This is a genomic window from Streptomyces sp. NPDC025806 (assembly GCF_055558275.1).
This window is the reverse complement of record NZ_JBVHMU010000018.1, coordinates 130,133-151,629: the sequence shown is the minus strand read 5'-3', so window position 1 is coordinate 151,629 and position 21,497 is coordinate 130,133. Positions and strand designations below refer to the sequence as shown.

16 protein-coding genes and 1 pseudogene are annotated in these 21,497 nt (G+C 73.3%); 13 read left to right on the top strand and 4 right to left on the bottom strand.

What is annotated here, in order from left to right; genetic code table 11:
• The first annotated feature begins 17 nt into the window (after window positions 1-17).
• From ACZ4E1_RS32660 to ACZ4E1_RS32650, 3 genes are read left to right on the top strand one after another with little or no spacing between them, the layout of a single operon-like run.
• Complete coding sequence (locus tag ACZ4E1_RS32660) at window positions 18-302, top strand: hypothetical protein (RefSeq protein ID WP_467546323.1); 285 nt, start codon at window positions 18-20, stop codon at window positions 300-302.
• A 7-nt stretch (window positions 303-309) separates the two neighbouring features.
• Complete coding sequence (locus ACZ4E1_RS32655; RefSeq protein WP_467546321.1) at window positions 310-1,125, top strand: TlyA family RNA methyltransferase; 816 nt, start codon at window positions 310-312, stop codon at window positions 1,123-1,125.
• Window positions 1,122-2,027, top strand: a complete 906-nt coding sequence (locus ACZ4E1_RS32650) for an NAD kinase (RefSeq protein WP_399130038.1) — start codon at window positions 1,122-1,124, stop codon at window positions 2,025-2,027. The genes ACZ4E1_RS32655 and ACZ4E1_RS32650 overlap by 4 nt, the downstream gene beginning before the upstream one ends.
• A gap of 54 nt (window positions 2,028-2,081) precedes the next feature.
• On the opposite strand, the gene ACZ4E1_RS32645 is transcribed toward ACZ4E1_RS32650, so the two are convergent.
• On the bottom strand, window positions 2,082-3,434 hold the full coding sequence (locus ACZ4E1_RS32645; protein ID WP_467546319.1) for an FtsX-like permease family protein: 1,353 nt from the start codon (window positions 3,432-3,434) through the stop codon (window positions 2,082-2,084).
• A gap of 208 nt (window positions 3,435-3,642) precedes the next feature.
• Here ACZ4E1_RS32645 and recN point away from each other — a divergent pair, with 208 nt between their 5' ends.
• The 3 genes from recN to ACZ4E1_RS32630 all read left to right on the top strand — a co-directional run bounded on the left by recN (window position 3,643) and on the right by ACZ4E1_RS32630 (window position 7,580).
• The gene (recN, locus tag ACZ4E1_RS32640) at window positions 3,643-5,367 is read left to right on the top strand and encodes a DNA repair protein RecN (RefSeq protein ID WP_467546345.1); all 1,725 of its coding nucleotides are present in this window, start codon (window positions 3,643-3,645) and stop codon (window positions 5,365-5,367) included.
• A gap of 54 nt (window positions 5,368-5,421) precedes the next feature.
• Window positions 5,422-6,177 carry a hypothetical protein gene (locus ACZ4E1_RS32635; RefSeq protein ID WP_467546317.1) on the top strand — a complete coding sequence of 252 codons (756 nt, stop codon included), beginning with the start codon at window positions 5,422-5,424 and terminating at the stop codon, window positions 6,175-6,177.
• Between the two features lie 257 nt (window positions 6,178-6,434).
• On the top strand, window positions 6,435-7,580 hold the full coding sequence (locus ACZ4E1_RS32630; protein WP_467546315.1) for a glycosyltransferase family 4 protein: 1,146 nt from the start codon (window positions 6,435-6,437) through the stop codon (window positions 7,578-7,580).
• A gap of 4 nt (window positions 7,581-7,584) precedes the next feature.
• Here the strand turns inward: ACZ4E1_RS32630 and ACZ4E1_RS32625 are convergent, their stop codons facing one another.
• The 3 genes from ACZ4E1_RS32625 to ACZ4E1_RS32615 form a co-directional block, all read right to left on the bottom strand.
• Window positions 7,585-9,237: a PucR family transcriptional regulator gene (locus ACZ4E1_RS32625; RefSeq protein ID WP_467546313.1), complete on the bottom strand. Its 1,653-nt coding sequence runs from the start codon at window positions 9,235-9,237 to the stop codon at window positions 7,585-7,587.
• Window positions 9,238-9,316: 79 nt separating this feature from the next.
• Window positions 9,317-10,699 carry an FAD-binding oxidoreductase gene (locus ACZ4E1_RS32620; protein WP_467546311.1) on the bottom strand — a complete coding sequence of 461 codons (1,383 nt, stop codon included), beginning with the start codon at window positions 10,697-10,699 and terminating at the stop codon, window positions 9,317-9,319.
• Between the two features lie 78 nt (window positions 10,700-10,777).
• Window positions 10,778-12,580 carry a glycoside hydrolase family 15 protein gene (locus tag ACZ4E1_RS32615; protein WP_467546343.1) on the bottom strand — a complete coding sequence of 601 codons (1,803 nt, stop codon included), beginning with the start codon at window positions 12,578-12,580 and terminating at the stop codon, window positions 10,778-10,780.
• Between the two features lie 490 nt (window positions 12,581-13,070).
• Between ACZ4E1_RS32615 and ACZ4E1_RS32610 the strand changes: the two genes are divergently transcribed.
• The 7 genes and pseudogenes from ACZ4E1_RS32610 to ACZ4E1_RS32580 form a co-directional block, all read left to right on the top strand.
• Window positions 13,071-14,753, top strand: a complete 1,683-nt coding sequence (locus tag ACZ4E1_RS32610) for a CTP synthase (RefSeq protein WP_467546309.1) — start codon at window positions 13,071-13,073, stop codon at window positions 14,751-14,753.
• A gap of 111 nt (window positions 14,754-14,864) precedes the next feature.
• Window positions 14,865-15,497, top strand: coding sequence for an NUDIX domain-containing protein (locus ACZ4E1_RS32605; protein ID WP_467546307.1), 633 nt, complete (start codon window positions 14,865-14,867; stop codon window positions 15,495-15,497).
• Window positions 15,498-15,839: 342 nt separating this feature from the next.
• A complete protein-coding gene (locus ACZ4E1_RS32600) occupies window positions 15,840-17,942 on the top strand; it encodes a tetratricopeptide repeat protein (RefSeq protein ID WP_467546305.1) in 2,103 nt (700 codons plus the stop codon).
• A gap of 146 nt (window positions 17,943-18,088) precedes the next feature.
• On the top strand, window positions 18,089-19,204 hold the full coding sequence (gene ald / locus ACZ4E1_RS32595; RefSeq protein ID WP_467546303.1) for an alanine dehydrogenase: 1,116 nt from the start codon (window positions 18,089-18,091) through the stop codon (window positions 19,202-19,204).
• A 315-nt stretch (window positions 19,205-19,519) separates the two neighbouring features.
• The gene (locus tag ACZ4E1_RS32590; RefSeq protein ID WP_399130029.1) at window positions 19,520-20,698 is read left to right on the top strand and encodes a ParA family protein; all 1,179 of its coding nucleotides are present in this window, start codon (window positions 19,520-19,522) and stop codon (window positions 20,696-20,698) included.
• Window positions 20,683-21,285: a hypothetical protein gene (locus tag ACZ4E1_RS32585; protein WP_467546301.1), complete on the top strand. Its 603-nt coding sequence runs from the start codon at window positions 20,683-20,685 to the stop codon at window positions 21,283-21,285. The genes ACZ4E1_RS32590 and ACZ4E1_RS32585 overlap by 16 nt, the downstream gene beginning before the upstream one ends.
• Window positions 21,286-21,303: 18 nt before the next feature.
• Window positions 21,304-21,497: pseudogene (locus tag ACZ4E1_RS32580) on the top strand (hypothetical protein); the annotation flags it as partial.

The window sequence follows — 21,497 nt, the reverse complement described above, 5'->3', positions numbered from 1 at the left end:
CGCGGTAGCGTCGGGGCATGAGCGAGACCCCCGCCGAAGCCCCCGCAGCGGTCGCGGCCGAAGCCCCGGCCCCCGGACCGGACCCGTCGTACGACCCCGCGGCCCCCGCCCCGCTGGGCATCGGGCGCACCCCGACCGGGCACGCGGAGGTGGACGCCCAGCTGGACCGGCTCGCCGACGTGGACCACCTCGCGGCCGACGGGCACGCCGAGGTGTACGAGGATGTACACCAGGGCCTGCGCTCCGCGCTCACCGCGCTCGACGCACGCCCCGTACCCTCCCCGCACGACAACAGGAGCTGAACCGACCGTGGCAGGTGTGGCACGTCGCCGCCTCGACGCCGAACTCGTCCGTCGCAAGCTGGCCCGCTCGCGCGAGCACGCCAGCCAGCTGATCGCCGCGGGGCGGGTCACCGTCGGCAAGACCGTCGCGACCAAGCCCGCGACCCAGGTGGAGACGGCCGCCGCGATCGTCGTCGCCCAGGACGACGGCGACCCCGAGTACGTCTCGCGCGGCGGGCACAAGCTCGCGGGCGCGTTCGCCGCGTTCGTCCCGCAGGGGCTCGTTGTCGAGGGGCGCCGGGCACTGGACGCGGGAGCGTCCACCGGCGGCTTCACCGATGTGCTGCTGCGCGCCGGCGCCGCCCATGTCGTCGCCGTCGACGTCGGGTACGGGCAGCTCGCCTGGTCCCTGCAGAGCGACGAGCGCGTCACCGTCAAGGACCGCACGAACGTACGCGAGTTGACGCTGGAGGCCCTCGACGGCGTCCCCGTGGACCTCGTCGTCGGCGACCTGTCCTTCATCCCGCTCGGCCTCGTACTGCCCGCGCTCGCGCGCTGCGCCGCGCCGGACGCCGACCTCGTGCTCATGGTCAAGCCGCAGTTCGAGGTGGGCAAGGAACGGCTCGGCAGCGGCGGCGTCGTGCGCAGCACGGAGCTGCGCGCCGACGCTGTGAAGGGCGTCGCCGGTCAGGCCTGGAAGCTCGGGCTCGGTGTGCGTGGCGTGACGGCGAGCCCCCTGCCCGGCCCGTCCGGGAACGTCGAGTACTTTCTGTGGCTGCGTGCCGGAGCGCCCGAACTGGACCCGGCCGACGTCGATCGCGCAGTGGCGGAGGGGCCTCGTTGACACAGACCCGAGCTCGTACTGTTTTCCTGCTCGCCCACACCGGACGGCCCGCGGCCATCCGCAGTGCGGAACTCGTGGTGCAGGGGCTGCTGCGCAGCGGCCTCGGCGTACGGGTCCTGGAGGCGGAGGCGGCCGATCTGCCGCTGCCGCCCGAGGTGGAGCTGGTGAAGGAGGCCACACCGTCCTGCCTCGACGCGTGCGAGCTGCTCATCGTCCTCGGCGGTGACGGGACGCTGCTGCGCGGCGCCGAGTTCGCGCGCGCCTCCGGGGTGCCGATGCTCGGGGTGAACCTGGGGCGCGTCGGCTTCCTCGCCGAGGCCGAGCGCGACGACCTGGACAAGGTCGTCGACCGGGTCGTCACCCGGGAGTACGAGGTCGAGGAGCGCATGACGATCGACGTCGCCGTGCACCGCAACGGGGACGTCGTCCACCGGGACTGGGCGCTCAACGAGGCCGCCGTCCAGAAGATCGAACCCGAGCGGATGCTCGAGGTCGTCCTCGAGATCGACGGCCGGCCCGTGACCGGGTTCGGCTGCGACGGCATCGTGTGCGCCACCCCGACCGGATCGACCGCGTACGCGTTCTCGGCGGGCGGGCCCGTGGTGTGGCCCGAGGTCGAGGCGCTCCTGATGGTGCCGATCAGCGCGCACGCCCTGTTCGCCAAGCCGCTGATCACCTCGCCGGACTCGGTGCTCGCCGTCGAGGTGCAGCAGCACACGCCGCACGGGGTGCTGTGGTGCGACGGGCGGCGGACCGTCGAACTGCCCGCGGGCGCGCGGGTCGAGGTGCGGCGCGGAGCCGTGCCGGTGCGGCTCGCGCGGCTGCACCACGCCGTGTTCACGGACCGGCTCGTCGCCAAGTTCGCGCTGCCGGTGGCGGGCTGGCGCGGGGCGCCCCACTAGGGCGTGTGTCGCCCTGGGGTCCTGGGGCGTGCGTCGCCCTGGGCTCCGGCCGGGTCAGCCCCGCACCACGTCGATCGCCCGCCCCCGTACCGCCACCCCGACCGGCACCCCCGTCGACGTCGCCGTCAGGCACACCGTGCCCAGGGCGATCGCGGCGGCCACCGCCCAGGGGACGTACGGGAGCGGGGAGCCGAAGGTCGTGGTCAGGATGGGGGCGAGGGTGGCCAGTGCGATGGCCGTGCCCAGGAGGAGGGCCGTGACGGTCACCACCAGGGCCTCCCAGAAGGCCATCGCGTGGAGCTGGCGGCGCTGGGAGCCGACCACGCGGAGCAGGGCCAGGTCCCGGCGCCGCTCCAGGGAGATCATGGCCAGGGTGTTGGCGGAGGCGATCGCGGCGAAGCCCGCGTACAGGCCCGTGCCCATGAAGTCGAGCCACACCTCACCGGGACTGCCGGCGGAACCCGTCACGTGGTGGGCCGTGGTGCGCAGCGCGACCTTCGTGAGGCCGAACCCCACGACGAGGACGAGCGGGACGACGGCGCCCGAGAAGCGGCGCGGCTGTGCGCGGACGTTCCGCACCGCCAGGCGCGCGCTCGGCCCGAAGCGGCCGACGGACGCCGAGACCGCCCAGGCCACCGGGCCGATCAGACGCGGCCCGAGCAGTCCCGCCCCCACGCAGAAGAGGATCAGGACCAGGAAGGCGCCCGCGTTCGCGTCCTGTGGAGCCTGCTTCGACAGCAGGACGGACAGGAAGGTCGCGCCGGCGATCGCCAGGAGCCCCAGGGGCGCGCGCAGCGGGCCGAGGCCGGGGCGGCCGGTCGCCGCCTCCGACAGGGCCCTGGCCGGGCGCAAGCGCGAGAAGCGGAGCGAGCACAGGAACGCGGCGAGCGTGGAGGTGACCACCGCCACCGCCAGGCAGGCCGGGAGGGCGAGCCAGGAGAAGCGGTAGGGGACCGACGCCGGGATCAGACCGTGGTCGACCATGCCGTGGAACCAGAACGGGGCCAGCAGCCCGCCGCCCAGCGCGCACCCGGCGAGCGCCGCCGGCACGGCCGCGGCCAGTGCCTGGAGCACCACCGCCCGGCGCACCTGGCCCGGGCGCGCGCCGATCGCGCGGACCAGGGCCAGCTCCCGGTGCTGCTGCGACACCGCCGTCCCCATCGTCGCGGCGACCACGAAGATCGACATGTAGACAGAACCGATCAGAAGGACCGCGGCGATGTCGCCGACGCCGTGGGCGGTGAGGGCGCGGCGGGCCGCCGGAGCGATGCCGGGCGCGCTCGTGGCCGTCAGGATCGTCGTCGAGGAGCTGACGACCGCCGCCGCGAAGAGCGCCGCCACCGCCGTGCCCACGAACGCCGGACGGTGGGCCCTCAGGGCGGCGCGCGCCAGTCTCGTACCGATCATGCGACCAGCGTGGGCCGCGGGGCCGGGGCGGCGCCATGGTGCGGCCCCGAGAGAGGGAACGGGGGACAACCCCACCGCCCCGGCCCCGCCCGCGGGCACTCGCACGGGTGACAGGGCCCCCGCGCCACCTGCTGGTTCGGGCCCGTGACCGAGGGCCCGTCGCACAGGTGGCCCCCGACCTCGTAAGGTCGTGTCCGTGTTGGAGGAGATGCGGATACGGTCGCTGGGAGTCATCGACGACGCCGTGGTGGAGCTGTCGCCCGGATTCACCGCGGTGACCGGTGAGACCGGAGCGGGCAAGACCATGGTCGTCACGAGCCTCGGGCTGCTGCTCGGCGGTCGCGCCGACCCGGCGCTCGTGCGGATCGGTGCCAAGAACGCGGTGGTGGAGGGGCGCGTCGCCGTCCCCGCCGGTTCGGCCGCGCTGGCCCGCGCCGAGGAGGCCGGGGCCGAGCTCGACGACGGGGTGCTCCTGCTCAGCCGGACCGTCTCGGCGGAGGGACGCTCGCGGGCGCACCTGGGCGGCCGGTCCGTCCCGGTGGGCGTGCTCGGCGAACTCGCCGACGAACTCGTCGCGGTGCACGGCCAGACCGACCAGCAGGGACTGCTCAAGCTCGGACGGCAGCGCCAGGCGCTCGACCGGTACGCCGGGGACGCCGTCGCGGCGCCGCTCGACAGGTACCGGGGCGTCTACAAGCGGCTCAGAAAGGTCAGCGCCGAGCTCGACGAGATCACCACCCGCGCCCGCGAGCGCGCCCAGGAGGCCGATCTGCTGCGCTTCGGGCTCGACGAGATCGCCGCCGTGGAACCGCGCGCCGGAGAGGACGTCGAGCTCGCCGAGGAGGCCTCCCGGCTCGGCCACGCCGAAGGGCTCGCCTCCGCCGCCGCGACCGCGCACGCCGCGCTGGCCGGCAACCCCGAGGACCCCGAGGGCGTCGACGCGCAGACCCTGGTCGGCGCCGCGCACCGGGCCCTGGAGGCCGTCCGCGCGCACGACCCGGCGCTCGGCGCGCTCGCCGAGCGGATCGGCGAGGTCCAGATCCTGCTCACCGACGTCGCCGCCGAACTCGCCGGGTACGCCGACGACCTGGACGCCGACCCGCTGCGCCTCGCCGCCGTCGAGGAGCGCCGCGCCGCGCTCACCCAGCTGACCCGCAAGTACGGAGAGGACGTCGCCGGCGTCCTCGCCTGGTCCGAGTCGAGCGCCGCCCGGCTGCTCGAACTCGACGGGGACGACGAGCGCATCGACGAGCTCACCGCCGAACGCGCCTCGCTGCGCGGCGAACTCGGCGAGCTGGCCCAGGAGCTCACCCGGGCCCGCACGGAGGCCGCGTCCCGGTTCGCGGACGCCGTCACCGAGGAACTGGCCTCGCTCGCGATGCCGCACGCCCGGGTCTCCTTCGACATCCGCCAGACCGACACCGAGGGCCCCGACGGCGTCGAGGTCGACGGGCGGACCGTCGTGTGCGGGCCCACCGGCGTCGACGAGGTCGAGCTGCTGCTCGCCCCGCACCCCGGGGCCCCGCCCCGGCCCATCGCCAAGGGCGCCTCCGGCGGTGAGCTGTCCCGCGTGATGCTCGCCGTCGAGGTCGTCTTCGCGGGCACCGACCCCGTGCCCACGTACCTCTTCGACGAGGTCGACGCGGGCGTCGGCGGCAAGGCGGCCGTCGAGATCGGCCGCCGGCTCGCCAAGCTCGCGCGGACCGCCCAGGTCGTCGTGGTCACGCACCTGCCGCAGGTCGCGGCGTTCGCCGACCGGCAGCTCCTCGTGGAGAAGACGAACGACGGATCGGTGACCCGGTCCGGCGTCACCGTCCTCGAAGGGGAGGACCGGGTACGGGAGTTGTCGCGGATGCTCGCCGGCCAGGAGGACTCCCAGACCGCCCGCGCCCACGCCGAGGAACTCCTGGAAGCGGCCCGGGCGGACGCCTGAGCCCGAGGCGCGGGAGGCGGGGACGCAGGTCCTGGGAGGTCCTAGGGTGACCGGATGATCGAGCTCAGCCGGAGCCTGCGGGCCGCCGCCCTCGCCGCCGGTGCCACCCGCGCCGCGACCACCGCCCTGCGCCGCACCCGCGCGGGCGCCGCCCTGGAGCGGACGAACCACGCGGGCCGCACCGTCGACCTGTGCGCGGGCCCCGCCGTCACCGCGGGGATCGCCGCCGGAGCCCTCGCCGGGCCGCCCGGCACCCGCGCCGCCGCACTCGTCGCCGTCCTCGCGGCCGGTGCCTGCGGGGGCTACGACGACGTGGCGGGGGCGGACGACCCGCGGCGCGGCTTCCGCGCCCACCTCGGCGCGCTCAGCGACGGCGAACTCACCAGCGGCGCCGTCAAGTTGTTCGGGATCTCGGCCGCCGGGCTGGTCGCGGGCGCCCTCCTCAAGGAGCGGCCCGTGGACCGGGTGCTCGCCGGAGTCGTCGTCGCCGGTACCGCGCACCTCCTCAACCTCGTCGACGTACGCCCCGGACGCGCGGCCCTGACGGCCCTCGCCCTCGGCGCCCCCGGGCTGCCGCGCGGACCGCTCGCCGCCGCGCCGATGGGCGCCGCGGCGGCCGTGCTCCCCGAGGACCTCGCCGAGCGCGGCATGCTCGGCGACAGCGGCGCCCACGCCCTGGGTGCCGCGCTCGGCGTCGCCGTCGTGGCGGGCAACGGCCGGGCAGGACTCGCCGCGCACGCCGTCGGGCTCGTCGCCGCGGCCGCCTACGGGGACCGGGTCAGTGCCTTCGTACGGGACACGGCCCAGTAGGCCAACTCACCCGTGTGGGTGATCCGGTGCGCCGTGTTGCCCACGTCCGCGCGGTAGGGGACCGTGACCCGTGCCGCACCGTCCGTACGGACTGGCATCCTTGGGCCCGAGCCCCGGCCTCTCCCGGCGCGCGCACCCAGACCGAACCGTCCCGAGCGGGCCCCGGCCGCCCCCGGACCGAGAAGAAACGAACCGAACCGATCCGACCCGAACCTGCCCGAGCCGAACCGATCCGAACCGACCAGGAGCCCGGTCGCGTGAGCCACGTGAGCAGTCACCCCGCGCACGGCCCTTCCTCCCTGCGCGCCGTGCAGGTGCTGGGCGGCGGCAGCGCGGGCAGCAGTGCCCATGTCCGGTCGCTGGCGGCGGGACTGGTCGCCCGCGGACTGCGCGTCACGGTCTGCGCCCCGGCCGAGACCGAGCACGCCTACGGGTTCGGCGCGGTCGGCGCCCACCATCTGCCGGTGCCCCGCAGCAGCGACCCGGCCGCCGTCGCCGCGCTCCGCGCCGCCTGCGCCGACGCCGACCTCGTGCACGCCCACGGGCTGAACGCCGCCCTGCGCGCCTCGCTCGCCCTCAGCGGTCGCCGCGTCCCGCTCGTCGTCACCTGGCACACCCGCCCGCACGCCGAGGGCGCCCGCGCCCGGCTCCTCAAGGTCCTCGAACGGCGCGTGGCCCGCGCCGCGTCCGTCGTGCTCGGCACCTCCTCCGAACTCGTCGACCGGGCCCGGGCGCGCGGGGCCCGGGACGCCCGGCTCGCCGCGATCTCCTTCCCGCCGCCGCCCCGCCCCGCCGACGGCGAGGAGGACGACGCGGAGCGCGCCCGGCTCAAGACCCGGGCCGAACTCGGCGCGGTGGACCGCCCGTTGCTCATGGCCGTCGGCAGCCTGCGCCGCGAGCGCGGCCACGACCTGCTGCTCGACGCGGCGCACGCCTGGCTCGCCCTCGACCCCCTGCCGCTGCTCGTCATCGCCGGTGAAGGGCCGGGGCGGGCCGCGTTGCAGCGGCGCATCGAGCGGGAAGGGCTGCCGGTGCGGCTCGTCGGGCGCCGCGACGACGTGGCCGAACTGCTCCCGGCCGCCGATGTCGCACTGCTGCCCGCCGGCCCGGAGTCCCGCCCGCTGCTCGCGCAGGAAGCCCTCCACTCCCGGGTCCCGCTCGTCGCGGCGCACACCGGCGACATCCCCGAACTCGTGGGCGACGCCGCAGAGTTGGTGCCGCCGGGCGACGCCCCCGCGCTCGCCCGCGCCGTCGTGCGGCTGCTCGGCGACCCCGCCCGCCGGGCCGAACTGCGCGACCTCGGCGCCGTACAGGCCGCCTCCTGGCCGTCCGAGGACGCCACCGTCGCCCAAGTGCTCAGCGTCTACGACGAGTTGACCGGCCGCACCGGAAGCGCCGGCTGAGTGATCAGGGCGTGATGTGCCGGCGGGCGCGCAGGGCCAGGCTCAGCGCGAGCACCGTCTGCGGGTCGTCCAGGTCCGTGCCGAGCAGCTCCCCGATGCGGGCCAGCCGGTTGTAGAGCGTCTGCCGGTTGAGGTGCAGCTCGCGCGCCGTCTCCGCCTTGCGGCCCGCGTGCGCCAGATACGTCTGCAGGGTGGGCAGCAGCGGCGGCTTCGCCCGCCGGTCGTGCTCCTGGAGCGGTCCGATCGCCCGCTCCACGAAGGCGGCCAGGTCCCGGTGGTCCCGCAGCCGCCACAGCAGCAGGTCGATGTCCAGGCGCCGCGCGTCGTACCAGGGCCGGTCGTCCAGGCCCTGCGCGGCCGTCGCCGTCTCCGCCGCGTGCCGCAGCCCCGCCGCAGCCGCCGCCCAGCCACCCGCGCCGCCGACCACCACGACCGGCGGCTGCGTGCCCGCCCGCAGCATCCCGGCCCGCTCCACCCCGGCCCGCAGCGCCGCCGCCACCCGGTCCGCGACCGCCGTGCGCTCCGACTCCGACCGCAGCCCGAGCAGCAGCGGCACCCGCCCCTCGACCGGCCGCACACCGAGCAGCACGGGCACCCCGACCGAGGCCAGCTCCTCCGACACGGCCCGCGCGAGCACCGCCCAGCCGCCGCCGGGGGAGAGGCCCACCGAGCCCACCGACGCCTCCGGCAGCCGCATCACCACGGGCAGCAGCGGGCCCTGCCCGGCCGGCTTGAAGCCGAGGACCCGGGCCTGCGCCGGCGCGTCCTCCGCCGTGATCCGCCCCTCCGCGAGATCCGTGAGGAAGTCACCGCGCCCCCGCGCCGCGAGTTCCTCCTCCTGCCGCGCCTGCATCAGCACCACGGCCAGCGAGCCCGCGGCCCGCTCGGCGGCGATCCGGTGCACCGGGGCGAGGGCGCCCGCGACCGGCAGCAGCACCAGCCGGGCCCGCACCGACCCGGCGCCCGGCCCGCCGCCCGGCACGTCCACCAGGACGGCACCGGCGGGCGGCGCGTCCTTGTGCGTGCCCCGCATGCCCTCCCACACCTGGAGCGGATCGGCGACGTCGTCCGCCACCCCGGCCGCGTACAGCAGCTGTCCGTCGACGGTCTCCAGGAACACCGGGTTCCGGGAGAAGCCGGCGAGGATCCGCAGGACCTGGGGCACCCCGCCGCCGCCGAGCAGCGCCTCGGTGCAGCGCCGGTGCACCTCCTCGGCGCGCTGGAGCAGCGCGTAGTGCCCGTTGACGATCTCGGTGTGGATCTCCTCGGTCACCGTCACGAACGGCACCTCGCGGTGCAGCTGCACCAGCGGCAGGCCCGCCGCGCGCGCCGTCTCCACGAGCGCGGCGGGCAGCCGCACGAAGCGCTGGCCCAGTTCGATGACGAGCGCCGCGATGCCGCGCTCGGCCAGCTTGCGGACGAACGCGCGCTGCTCCGCGGGGCGGGTGCCGATCCCGAACCCCGTGGTCAGGAGCAGCTCGCCGCCCTTGAGCAGGGACGCGATGTTCGGCACCTCACCCGCGTGCACCCAGCGCACCGGCCGCTGCAGGCGCTCGGCGCCCGCGATCACCTCGGGGAGGCCGCCCCGCAGGCCGGGCAGTTCCAGCGCACGCTGCACCGTGACGCCGGCGCTCTGGCTGTCGAATCCGCTGTCCATGCAGCGGACGCTACCTGCGTGAATGCCGTGAGCACACCTCCTGGTGACGGACGGGGCGGGGGCGCGGGGGCCGGCCGCCTCAGCCCGGCTTGATGTTGTGGTTGAAGCGGAACACGTTGTCCGGGTCGTACTCCCGTTTCAGTGCCGACAGCCGCCGGGTGTTCTCGGCACCCAGGCCCGCCACCACGCGTTCCTCGCCCTCGTCGCCGATGAAGTTGAGGTACACGTCACCGGTGGCCCAGGGCCGGGCCGCCGCGCGGACGTCCCTGACCCACTGGATGTTGTGCTCGTCGTCGGCGGGGTCCTCCCAGGCCGCGAAGGGGTGCATGCCCCAGGGGGCGTCCCGGTAGGGCACCGGGAACTCGGACGGACCGTCGGCGACGGCGCCGCCCTCCGGGAACAGGACGTGGAGCGTGCCGCTCGGCACCGGCATGAGGGCAGCGCCGGCGCAGAAGACGTCCGCGTAGTCGTCCGGCAGGCCCTTCAGGTACTCCGCCGACCAGTAGTTCCGCAGCCCGGGCGGGTCGTCGAGCATGCACTGGACGTCGGCGTAGGGCAGCTGCGCGACGATCTCCACCTCGTGCGGCAGGGCGAGCAGCGGCTGCGCGAGCTTGCGCAGATCCTCCTCGGTCCCGGCGTACGTGATGAGCGCACCGCAGAGCAGCTTGCCGACCAGTTCGGGTGGCATGAACTCCTCGGGCTGGCCGGTCAGGTAGATCACTCCGCCGCCCGCCTCGACCGGGCCCGCCTCGATGACGTCGCGGTACGTGCGCACCACGTCGGGGCCGAACTCGGGCAGGCAGAACATCATCGCGATGGAGAACGCGGGCAGTTCGTGCAGGCGCAGCGTGAGCGAGGTGGCGACACCGAAGTTGCCACCGCCGCCGTGCAGGCCCCAGAACAGCTCCGGGTTCTCCTCGGCGCTGGTGCGGACCTTGGTGCCGTCCGCCGTGACGAGCTCGGCGCCCAGCAGGTTGTCCGTGGCCAGGCCCCAGCAGCGCTCCAGCCAGCCGCTGCCGCCGCCGAGCACGAACCCGCCGACCCCCGTCGTCGAGACCCGGCCGCCGGTGGTTGCGAGGTCGTACGGCTGGCAGGCACGGTCCAGTTCGCTCATCGTGGCGCCCCCGGCGACCTGCACCGCCATGGCGCCGGGATGGACGGTGACGGCCCGCATGTGCCGCAGGTCGACGACCAGGCCGCCGTCGTTCAGCGACATGCCCGCCACACTGTGCCCGCCGCCACGCACCGCGATCGGCAGATCCAGCTCGCGGCCGAAGCGGACGGCCGTCACCACGTCGTCCGCGTCCACGCACTGGGCGATGACCGCCGGACGGCGGTCGATCATCGAGTTGTAGAGCACACGGGCCTCGTCGTAACCCGCGTCCCCCGGGGCGAACACGTCGCCGACCAGATCCTCGCGCAGCGCGGCAAGCGCCGCGCCCGCCTTCGTCGGGGTAGCCATGGGGCGCCCCCTTCCGTGCAGGGGCTGATGGCTCTCAGCCTAGGCCGGTCGGGGGCGGCGGTCCTGTCGGCCGGGGCCCTAACCCCCGTACGCCCCCGAGGCCGTCAGACGCAGGGCCGTGTCGATGAGCGGGACGTGGCTGAACGCCTGCGGGAAGTTGCCGACCTGACGCTGCAGCCGCGGGTCCCACTCCTCCGCGAGCAGGCCCAGGTCGTTGCGCAGGGCGAGGAGCTTCTCGAACAGGGTGCGGGCCTCGTCGACCCGGCCGATCATCGCGAGGTCGTCCGCCATCCAGAACGAACAGGCCAGGAACGCGCCCTCGTCGCCGGGCAGTCCGTCCACGCCGGCGTCCTCGCCGTCCGTCGGGTAGCGCAGGATGAAGCCGTCCGTCGTCGACAGCTCCCGCTGGATCGCCTCGATCGTGCCGATGACGCGCTTGTCGTCCGGCGGCAGGAAGCCCATCTGCGGGATCAGCAGCAACGACGCGTCGAGCTCCTTGCTGCCGTAGGACTGCGTGAAGGTGTTGCGCTCCTTGTCGTAGCCCTTCTCGCACACGTCCCGGTGGATGTCGTCGCGCAGGTCGCGCCACTTCTCCAGCGGGCCGTCCGCGTCACCGGACTCGATGAGCTTGATCGTGCGGTCCACCGCGACCCAGGCCATCACCTTCGAGTGCACGAAGTGCCGGCGCGGGCCGCGCACCTCCCAGATGCCCTCGTCCGGCTCGTCCCAGTGGTCCTCCAGGTACCGGATGAGCTTCAGCTGGAGCAGCGACGCGTAGTCGTTGCGGGCCAGGCCCGTCATGTGCGCCAGGTGCAGCGCCTCGGTGACCTCGCCGTAGACGTCGAGCTGCAACTGGTGCGCCGCCCCGTTGCCGACGCGGACCGGGGCCGAGTTCTCGTACCCCGGCAGCCAGTCCAGCTCCGCCTCGCCGAGCTCGCGCTCGCCCGCGATGCCGTACATGATCTGCAGGTTCTCCGGGTCGCCTGCCACCGCGCGCAGCAGCCACTCGCGCCAGGCGCGGGCCTCCTCGCGGTAGCCGGTGCGCAGCAGCGAGGACAGGGTGATCGCCGCGTCCCGCAGCCAGGTGTAGCGGTAATCCCAGTTCCGTACGCCGCCGATCTCCTCCGGGAGCGAGGTGGTGGGGGCCGCCACGATGCCGCCGGTCGGCGCGTAGGTGAGCGCCTTCAGCGTGATCAGCGAGCGGACCACGGCCTCGCGGTAGGGCCCGTGGTACGTACAGTGATCGACCCACTCGCGCCAGAACTCCAGCGTCGCGTCCAGTGCGCCGTCCGGGTCCGGCAGGGCCGGCTGGTCCTTGTGCGAGGGCTGCCACTGGATGGTGAAGGCGAACTTCTCGCCGGGCGAGACGGTGAAGTCGGAGTACGTCGTCAGGTCCTTGCCGTACGTCTCCGTGTCCGTGTCCAGCCACACCGAGTCCGGGCCGGCCACGGCGACCGTGCGCCCTTCCACCTTGTGCACCCAGGGCACGATCCGCCCGTACGAGAAGCGCATGCGCAGCGCCGAGCGCATCGGGACGCGCCCGCTCACGCCCTCCACGATCCGGGTCAGCTGCGGTGCGCCGTCGCGCGGCGGCATGAAGTCCGTCACGCGGACCGTGCCGCGCGGGGTGTCCCACTCGGAGACGAGGACCAGCGAGTCGCCGCGGTACTCGCGCCGCGTCGCCGCCGGTGGTCGGGCCCCCGCGGCGTACGCGGGGCCCAGCCGCCAGAAGCCGTGGTCCTCGGTGCCGAGCAGCCCGGCGAAAATGGCGTGCGAGTCGAAGCGGGGCAGGCACAGCCAGTCGACCGTGCCGTCCCGGCAGACCAGGGCGGCGGTCTGCATGTCTCCGATGAGTGCGTAATCCTCGATGCGCCCGGCCACGTGCAACTCCAGTCGAACGGCCACGTACGCCCCCGGAAGGTCAGGGGGCTGGGGTCAGGGGGAAGGCCGACGGACAGATGCTGGATACGTCCCGACACGTCGACCTGTATACGGCTGTACGGCGATTTTGGCGTGTAACGGCGTTGTCAAACGAACTGACGAACCGGTGTTCCGGGAGGGCCAGCCGAGTGTCCGAGCAGGATACGACGCACGTACCCGCTCTGCGTGCCGCTCACGGCAACACCCCTGGGCCGAACGAGTGACCGCAGGGTGACGATGCCGTGTACCCCGCCGATACCCCGTCCATGTGGTGGCCACGCGTGTGCGGAGCGTGGCCGGAAGCGGTCTCCTCCGGTCGCTGATACCCTGGTAGCCCGTGAGCCGGTGGTCATCGAACCCCCGAACCGCAGCGACGGCACCTCCCCCGGAAGACCTGGTGAGGGAGCCGGTACGCAGTCCAGACCGCGACCACGGGAGCCCCCCTTTGGCCATGACGCCCAAATCCACGACGACCAAGCACATCTTCGTCACCGGGGGTGTCGCCTCCTCCCTCGGCAAGGGCCTCACCGCCTCCAGCCTCGGGATGCTGCTCAAGGCACGGGGCCTCCGCGTCGTCATGCAGAAGCTCGACCCGTACCTGAACGTCGACCCGGGCACGATGAACCCCTTCCAGCACGGTGAGGTGTTCGTCACGAACGACGGCGCCGAGACCGACCTGGACATCGGCCACTACGAGCGCTTCCTCGACCGCGACCTCGACGGCTCGGCCAACGTGACGACCGGCCAGGTCTACTCGCAGGTCATCGCCAAGGAGCGGCGCGGCGAGTACCTCGGCGACACCGTCCAGGTCATCCCGCACATCACGAACGAGATCAAGCACCGCATCCGCCGCATGGCGACGGACGAGGTCGATGTCGTGATCACCGAGGTCGGCGGCACCGTCGGCGACATCGAGTCGCTGCCGTTCCTGGAGACCGTCCGCCAGGTCCGCCACGAGGTCGGCCGCGACAACGTGTTCGTGGTCCACATCTCGCTGCTGCCCTACATCGGCCCCTCCGGCGAGCTCAAGACCAAGCCGACCCAGCACTCGGTCGCCGCCCTGCGCAACATCGGTATCCAGCCGGACGCCATCGTGCTGCGCTGCGACCGTGAGGTCCCCACCGCCATCAAGCGCAAGATCTCGCTGATGTGCGACGTCGACGAGGCCGCCGTCGTGGCCTGCCCCGACGCCCGCTCCATCTACGACATCCCGAAGGTCGTGCACGCCGAGGGCCTCGACGCGTACGTCGTGCGCAAGCTCGACCTGCCGTTCCGCGACGTGGACTGGACGACGTGGGACGACCTGCTCGACCGCGTCCACAACCCCGACCACGAGATCGTCATGGCCCTGGTCGGCAAGTACATCGACCTGCCCGACGCCTACCTCTCGGTGACCGAGGCGCTGCGCGCCGGCGGCTTCGCCAACAAGGCCCGCGTCAAGATCAAGTGGGTCACGTCGGACGACTGCAAGACCCCGGCCGGCGCCAAGAAGCAGCTCGGCGACGTGGACGCGATCTGCATCCCCGGCGGCTTCGGCGACCGCGGTGTCTCCGGCAAGGTCGGCGCCATCCAGTTCGCCCGCGAGAACAAGATCCCGCTGCTCGGCCTGTGCCTGGGCCTGCAGTGCACGGTGATCGAGGCCGCGCGGAACCTGGCGGACATCCCGGACGCCAACTCCACCGAGTTCGACTCCGCGACCGCCCACCCGGTCATCTCCACCATGGCCGAGCAGCTCGACATCGTCGCCGGTGAGGGCGACATGGGCGGCACCATGCGGCTCGGCATGTACCCGGCCAAGCTCGCCGAGGGCTCCATCGTGCGCGAGGTGTACGACGGCAAGGAGTACGTCGAGGAGCGCCACCGTCACCGCTACGAGGTGAACAACGCGTACCGCGCCGAGCTCGAGAAGAAGGCCGGCCTGCAGTTCTCCGGCCTCTCCCCGGACGGCAAGCTCGTCGAGTACGTCGAGTACCCGCGCGACGTCCACCCCTACCTGGTCGCCACCCAGGCGCACCCGGAGCTGCGCTCGCGTCCGACGCGTCCGCACCCGCTCTTCGCCGGTCTGGTGAAGGCCGCGGTCGAGCGCAAGGTCGCGGCCGCCGCCGCTGCCACGGGGGCCAAGAAGGCCAAGTAAGGCCCGTACGTCGAGCGATGTACGGTTACCGGGGTGCGTGCCGAATGCGGCACGTGCCCCGGTTTTTTTGTGTGACAAGCGCTGCGCGCGGCAAGTGGGAGGACGTTCGGCATGACGACGATCAAGGACACCGCCGAGCAGTGGGAGGTCCGGGCGACCGCGACCCCCTTCGTCGGGAACAAGACCTCCGTGCGGACGGACGAGGTCGTCATGCCCGACGGCGAGGTCGTCCACCGCGACTACCAGGTCCACCCGGGGTCGGTCGCCGTGCTCGCCCTCGACGAGCAGGACCGGGTGCTGATCCTCAAGCAGTACCGCCACCCCGTGCACATGAAGCTCTGGGAGATCCCGGCCGGGCTGCTCGACATCCCCGGTGAGAACCCGCTGCACGCCGCCCAGCGCGAGCTCTACGAGGAGGCGCACGTCAAGGCGGAGGACTGGCGCGTCCTGACCGACGTGTACACGACGCCGGGCGGCTGCTCCGAGGCCGTGCGCATCTTCCTCGCGCGGGATCTCGCCGAGGCGGAGGGGGAGCGGTTCGAGGTCGAGCACGAGGAGGCCGACATGGAGCTGGCCCGGGTGCCGCTCGGTGACCTGGTCTCCGGGGTGCTCGCCGGTGACCTGCACAACAACTGCCTCGTGGTGGGCGTGCTGTCGCTCGTCGCGGCGCGTTCTGTCGAGGGCGGGATGGATGGGCTGAGGCCGGCCGAGGCGCCGTGGCCTGCGCGTCCGTTCGAGGCCTAGCGGTTTCGTCGGCGGGTGCGGCTCCGGTGGGGGCTGGTCGCGCAGTTCCCCGCGCCCCTGGAAGGCATGCGGCTTCGCCGCGCCTTCCCCAGATGAAAGGTGCCCCGCACCTTGGTCGGGGAGATGCAACCCGAAGGGTCTGCATCTCAGGGGCGCGGGGAACTGCGCGAGAAGCCCCACCGGCCCGCAGCCCGCGACGATCCCCCACCCGGTCCCACAATCCGCTGATCCGATCAGGGGACTTGTGCGCGCCGCCCGCCCAGGGCACCCGCACCCCCTGAACTAGGCTCGGGATCGCCCCTGCCGACCCCCGGAGGGGATGGGTGAGACGGAGCGTGGCCCGTGACGGATCAGGCGGTCGAGTCGGACGACGTGACGGCGGTCGGGAAGTCGTCCGGACCCGCACCCCGCACACCCCGCAAACCCCGGCCCCGCACGACGGCGAACCGTCAGTTCCTGGGCCGCCGCCGGGAGTTGGCCGAGCTCAGGTCCGACATCGAGCGGGCCGGACTCGACACCCTGTCCGGCCGCAAGGCCCCCCGAGCCCGCGTCCTGCTCATCGCGGGCCGCCCCGGCACCGGCCGCACCGCACTGGCCGGGGAGCTGCTGCGCGAGGTCGGCGACCGGTACCCGGACGGGGCGCTGCGGGTCCGGCTCAGCGGCGCCGACGGCACCCCCGTCCCGACCGAACGCGTGGCGCGTGAGCTGCTCGACGCCCTCGAACTGCCCGCGCCGCCCGGCGAGTCCGCCGACGACCTCACGGAGCGGCTGCGCGAGGGGCTCGCCCTGCGCCGCGTCGTCCTGCTCCTCGACGACGCGCAGGACGCCGAACAGGTCGACCAGCTGCTGCCCGACACCCCGGACTGCCTGGTCGTCGCCGTCTCCGAGGGGCCCCTCACCGGCATCCCCGACGTACGGCCCTGCACGCTCGGCGGCCTCGACACCAAGTCCGCGCTCGAACTGCTCACCCGCCACACCGGCTCCGTCCGCATCACCTGCGACCCGCGCTCGGCCGAGTCCCTGGTCGAACTGTGCGGAGCCGAGCCGGCCGCGCTGGAACTCGCCGGCGGCTGGCTCGCCGTACGGCCCAAGGAGTCGGTCGCCGACCTGGCCAAGCAGCTGCACGCCCAGGACGGCGAGGGCACCGCGCTCGCCCGGGTCTTCCGGCACACCTACGCAGGCCTGCCCGGGCCCGCCGCCCGGATACTGCGCTATCTGTCGCTGGCCCCCGACGGCTACGTGGACCCGCACACCGCGTCCGCGCTGGCCGGCTGCTCGGTGTCCGCCGCGCAGACCACCCTCGACGACTTCGTGGCCCTCGGCCTGGTCCGCGCCGTGCCCTCCGAACTGCCCCAGTACGAGGTGCCGGGCTGTCTGGTGCCGCTGCTGCGCGGGCTCACCGAGACCCAGGACCGGCCCGGCGAGGTCCAGCTGGCCCGCGCCCGCATGCTGGAGCGCACCGTGCGGCTGCTCACCTCCTGCCGCGCCGTCACCGAGCCCGACGGGTCCCCGGCCCGCAAGAAGCTCGCCGGGCTGCCCAGCGCCCTGCGGTTCACGGACCCCGGGGCCGGGGCCGAGTGGCTGCGCGTCCGGCAGCCCGCGCTGCTCGCCGCGGCCCGCCTGGCGGTCGCGGACGGCGAGCTCGACACCCTGGCCCGGCGGCTGATGTCGGCGCTGTCCCGGGCCCTGGTCGCCCACCGCGGCACCGAGGCTGCGGCCCCCGAGCTGTACGGGATCCACCGGATGGTGCTCGACGTGGCCGAGCGCCGCGATCTGCCCCGCGAGAAGGCCGCGGCGCTGCTGAACCTGGCCGACGTGGACGCGCGGACCGGCCGGACCCGGGACGCCCTGGCCCGCTACCGGGCCGCGCTGGACGCCGGACGCGAGGCCAGGGACCCGTACGCGACCGGCCGCGCGATGGAATCCGTAGGCGGCGCGCACCAGGAGCTGGGGGACTGGCAGCGGGCCGCCGACTGGTACGGGCGGGCCCTCGCGCAGCGACTCGCGCGTGGGGAGCGGGCCGACGCCGCGCGCCTGCACGGCCGGATCGCCGCCGTGCACACGTACGCGGGCCGGTACGGGGAGGCGCTGCGCAGCTGGCGTTCGGCGGTGGCCGGGTACCGCAAGGAATGCGATGTGCCCGCGCAGGCAAGGGCGTTGAGCGAACTGGCGCGGGTGCAGGAGTACGCGGGGCGGCCCGAGGAGTCGCTGCGCACCTGCCAGGAGGCGGTCGAATGGGCACGTCAGGCCAGGGACGTCCGGTTGCAGGCGGCGCTCCAGCTGCGGCTCGCCGACACCCTCGAACGACTGGGCGACCCCGCGGCGGCCAAGCTGCACCGGGGCGCGGCCGAGCGCATGCTGGGGGAGGAGCTCACTCTGGAGGCAAAACCTTCGGAAGAGGCCGCGAACGCCTACGAAATCCGTAGTACATCCTCTGAAGATTGATGTAACGAAAGGCTAGACAGCAAGAAAACCTTCATTAGACTGGCTCCGCTGCGGTGATTCCGCGGTCTCTCCTGGTGTGTCCCCCGGCACACTGGTATGTAGTGCATTGCCCGAGAAATCCCCTGAGCCAAGGACCGTGATCGACGATGAAGGTCGGCATCCCCCGCGAGGTCAAGAACAACGAGTTCCGGGTGGCCATCACCCCCGCCGGCGTGCATGAGCTCGTGCGCCACGGCCACCAGGTCTTCATCGAGCAGAACGCCGGTGTCGGCTCCTCGATCACGGACGACGAGTACGTCTCGGCCGGTGCGCAGATCCTCGGCACCGCCGACGAGGTCTGGGCCACCGCCGACCTGCTCCTGAAGGTCAAGGAGCCGATCGCGGAGGAGTACCACCGCCTCCGCAAGGACCAGACGCTCTTCACCTACCTGCACCTGGCCGCCTCCAAGGAGTGCACGGACGCGCTCCTCGAGTCCGGCACCACCGCCATCGCGTACGAGACGGTCGAGACCGCGAACCGCGCGCTCCCGCTGCTCGCCCCGATGTCCGAGGTCGCGGGCCGCCTGGCCCCGCAGGTCGGCGCCTACCACCTGATGCGCTCGGTCGGCGGCCGCGGCGTGCTCCCCGGCGGCGTCCCCGGCACCCACGCCGGCAAGGCCGTCGTCATCGGCGGCGGCGTCTCCGGCTGGAACGCCACGCAGATCGCCGTCGGCATGGGCTTCCACGTGACCCTGCTCGACAAGGACATCAACAAGCTCCGCGAGGCCGACAAGATCTTCGGCACCAAGGTGCAGACGATCGTCTCCAACGCCTACGAGCTGGAGAAGGCCGTCGTCGAGGCCGACCTCGTCATCGGCGCCGTCCTCATCCCGGGCGCCAAGGCCCCGAAGCTGGTCACCAACGAGCTCGTCGCCAAGATGAAGCCCGGAAGTGTCCTTGTCGACATCGCGATCGACCAGGGCGGCTGCTTCGAGGACTCGCACCCGACCACGCACGCCGAGCCGACCTTCACGGTCCACAACTCGGTCTTCTACTGCGTCGCCAACATGCCGGGCGCCGTGCCCAACACGTCGACGTACGCGCTGACCAACGCCACGCTGCCCTACATCGTCTCGCTGGCGAACAACGGCTGGGCCGAGGCCCTGCGCCGTGACCCCGCGCTCGCCCTGGGTCTCAACACCCATGACGGCAAGGTGGTTTACAAGGAGGTCGCCGAGGCGCACGGTCTCGAGCACCTCGAGCTCGAGACGCTGCTCGGCTGACGTCAACCGAAGTCGTCAATCTCACGCCCACGGCCGGACCTCGTCAGAGGTCCGGCCGTACGCGCATGGGTCAGGACATGGTCAACTCGCCTTGAAGGTAACCCTTTAACCGATTCGCTCCCTCGCGAAACGTGGCGAAGAACCCCCGTACGCCCTTGACATGAGGGTGTTCCATTACCGACACATCGTGCCGGGTCCGGTGGATTGTGTTGCTGCGGAGCGGTGACACGCCATAGAGTCGCCAACCGTCGGCATGGTGCCATGCTGACCTATCGATAAATGTTCCTGGTCACGTCCAAGGAGGTAAGACGACTTGTGAATGAGTCGACATTTACTCCCGGAGGTGGCCGGCCGGGCGGGCAGGGACCCGCGGGGCTTCAGGCTGTCGGCTCCGTCGCTGTACGCACCTTCGCGGCCCACCAGAGCGGCTACCGGAGCAGCCCCCCGCAGACGCCGACGCAGACAGCACACCAGAGCATGGATGGCCATCACGTGAACGCCATGGCCGGCGACCGAAGCGGCGACACTCAAAGCCACTTCGCCGACTACGACGAACTGCCCGAGGGGCACTTCTACGACCCCGACGCCGAGTACGAGCCCGATCCCGAGTACGCGGCCACGCTCGCCCCGGACGCTGCCCGTCAGCGCCGCGAGCGCGTCGGCCCGACCGGGCGCCCGCTCCCGTACTTCCCGATCCCAGGACCGCTGACCGACCACGGCCCGGCGAAGATCATCGCGATGTGCAACCAGAAGGGCGGCGTCGGCAAGACCACGTCGACCATCAACCTGGGTGCCGCGCTCGCCGAGTACGGACGCCGGGTGCTGCTCGTCGACTTCGACCCGCAGGGTGCCCTGTCGGTCGGCCTCGGCGTCAACCCGATGGAGCTCGACCTCACCGTCTACAACCTGCTCATGGAGCGGGGCATGTCGGCCGACGAGGTCCTCCTGAAGACCGCGGTCCCGAACATGGACCTGCTGCCGAGCAACATCGACCTCTCGGCCGCCGAGGTGCAGTTGGTGAGCGAGGTGGCGCGCGAGTCCACGCTGCAGCGCGCCCTGAAGCCGCTGATGTCCGACTACGACTACATCGTGATCGACTGTCAGCCCTCGCTCGGCCTGCTCACCGTCAACGCGCTGACCGCCGCGCACAAGGTGATCGTGCCGCTGGAGTGCGAGTTCTTCGCGCTGCGCGGTGTGGCCCTGCTGACCGAGACGATCGAGAAGGTCCAGGAGCGGCTCAATCCCGACCTGGAGCTCGACGGCATCCTCGCCACGATGTACGACTCGCGGACCGTGCACAGCCGTGAGGTCCTCGCGCGCGTGGTCGAGGCGTTCGACGATCACGTCTACCACACGGTCATCGGCCGCACGGTGCGCTTCCCGGAGACCACGGTCGCCGGCGAGCCCATCACCACGTACGCCTCGAACTCGGTCGGTGCCGCCGCCTACCGTCAGCTCGCCAGGGAGGTGCTCGCCCGGTGTCACGCCGAGTGAGTCTGCCGGGGGCCGACGAACTGTTCCGTACGACCGGGGGCATGGCACTGCAGGCGTCGTCGCCGAGGCGCACGGCGAACGCGAACGGTGAACCCCGGGTGCCGAGTCCGGCGGGCGAGAGCGACGAGGCGGCCGGTGCGGCCTCCTCGGCCCCGGCGGCCAAGGAGGGCGGGGCGGACCCGTCGTCCGAGGGCGCCGAGCACGCAGCCGCCGAGGCGGAGTCCGACTCCGGCTCGCGCAGCCGCGGCGGGGCGGGCGAGGGCGCGGACAAGCCCGACCGGCGTCCGTCGGGGAGCGCGCAGGAAGGTTCTGGCAGTGGCCGCGGCGCGAGCGCCGGGGCCCGGCGCCGCTCCCGTGCCGCCAATCGCCGGCCCAGCGGGCGTGAGCGGCACGACGAGAAGATCACCGTCTATGTCTCCGCCGAGGAGCTGATGGACCTCGAGCACGCGCGCCTGGTGCTGCGCGGTGAGCACGGGCTCGCCGTCGACCGAGGCCGCATCGTGCGCGAGGCCGTCGCCGTCGTCCTGGCCGACCTGGAGTCCCGCGGGGACGCGAGCATTCTCGTACGCCGGCTGCGCGGGCGGTAGCGGTAGCCTCCGGCCTTGATGCCTGAGAACGATCCGAGCCCCGCCCCGCCCGAGCGCCCGCCCCGACGCGCGCTGGGCCGCGGCGCGGCGGCGGCTCCACCGCGAGAGCCGGAGCCCGCACCTGAGCCGGTGGCGACGGAGCCCGCGCCCGAGGCGGTCGCGGAGGCGGTGGCTGAGGAGCCCCGGCCTGAGGCGGTCGCGGAGCCGGATGT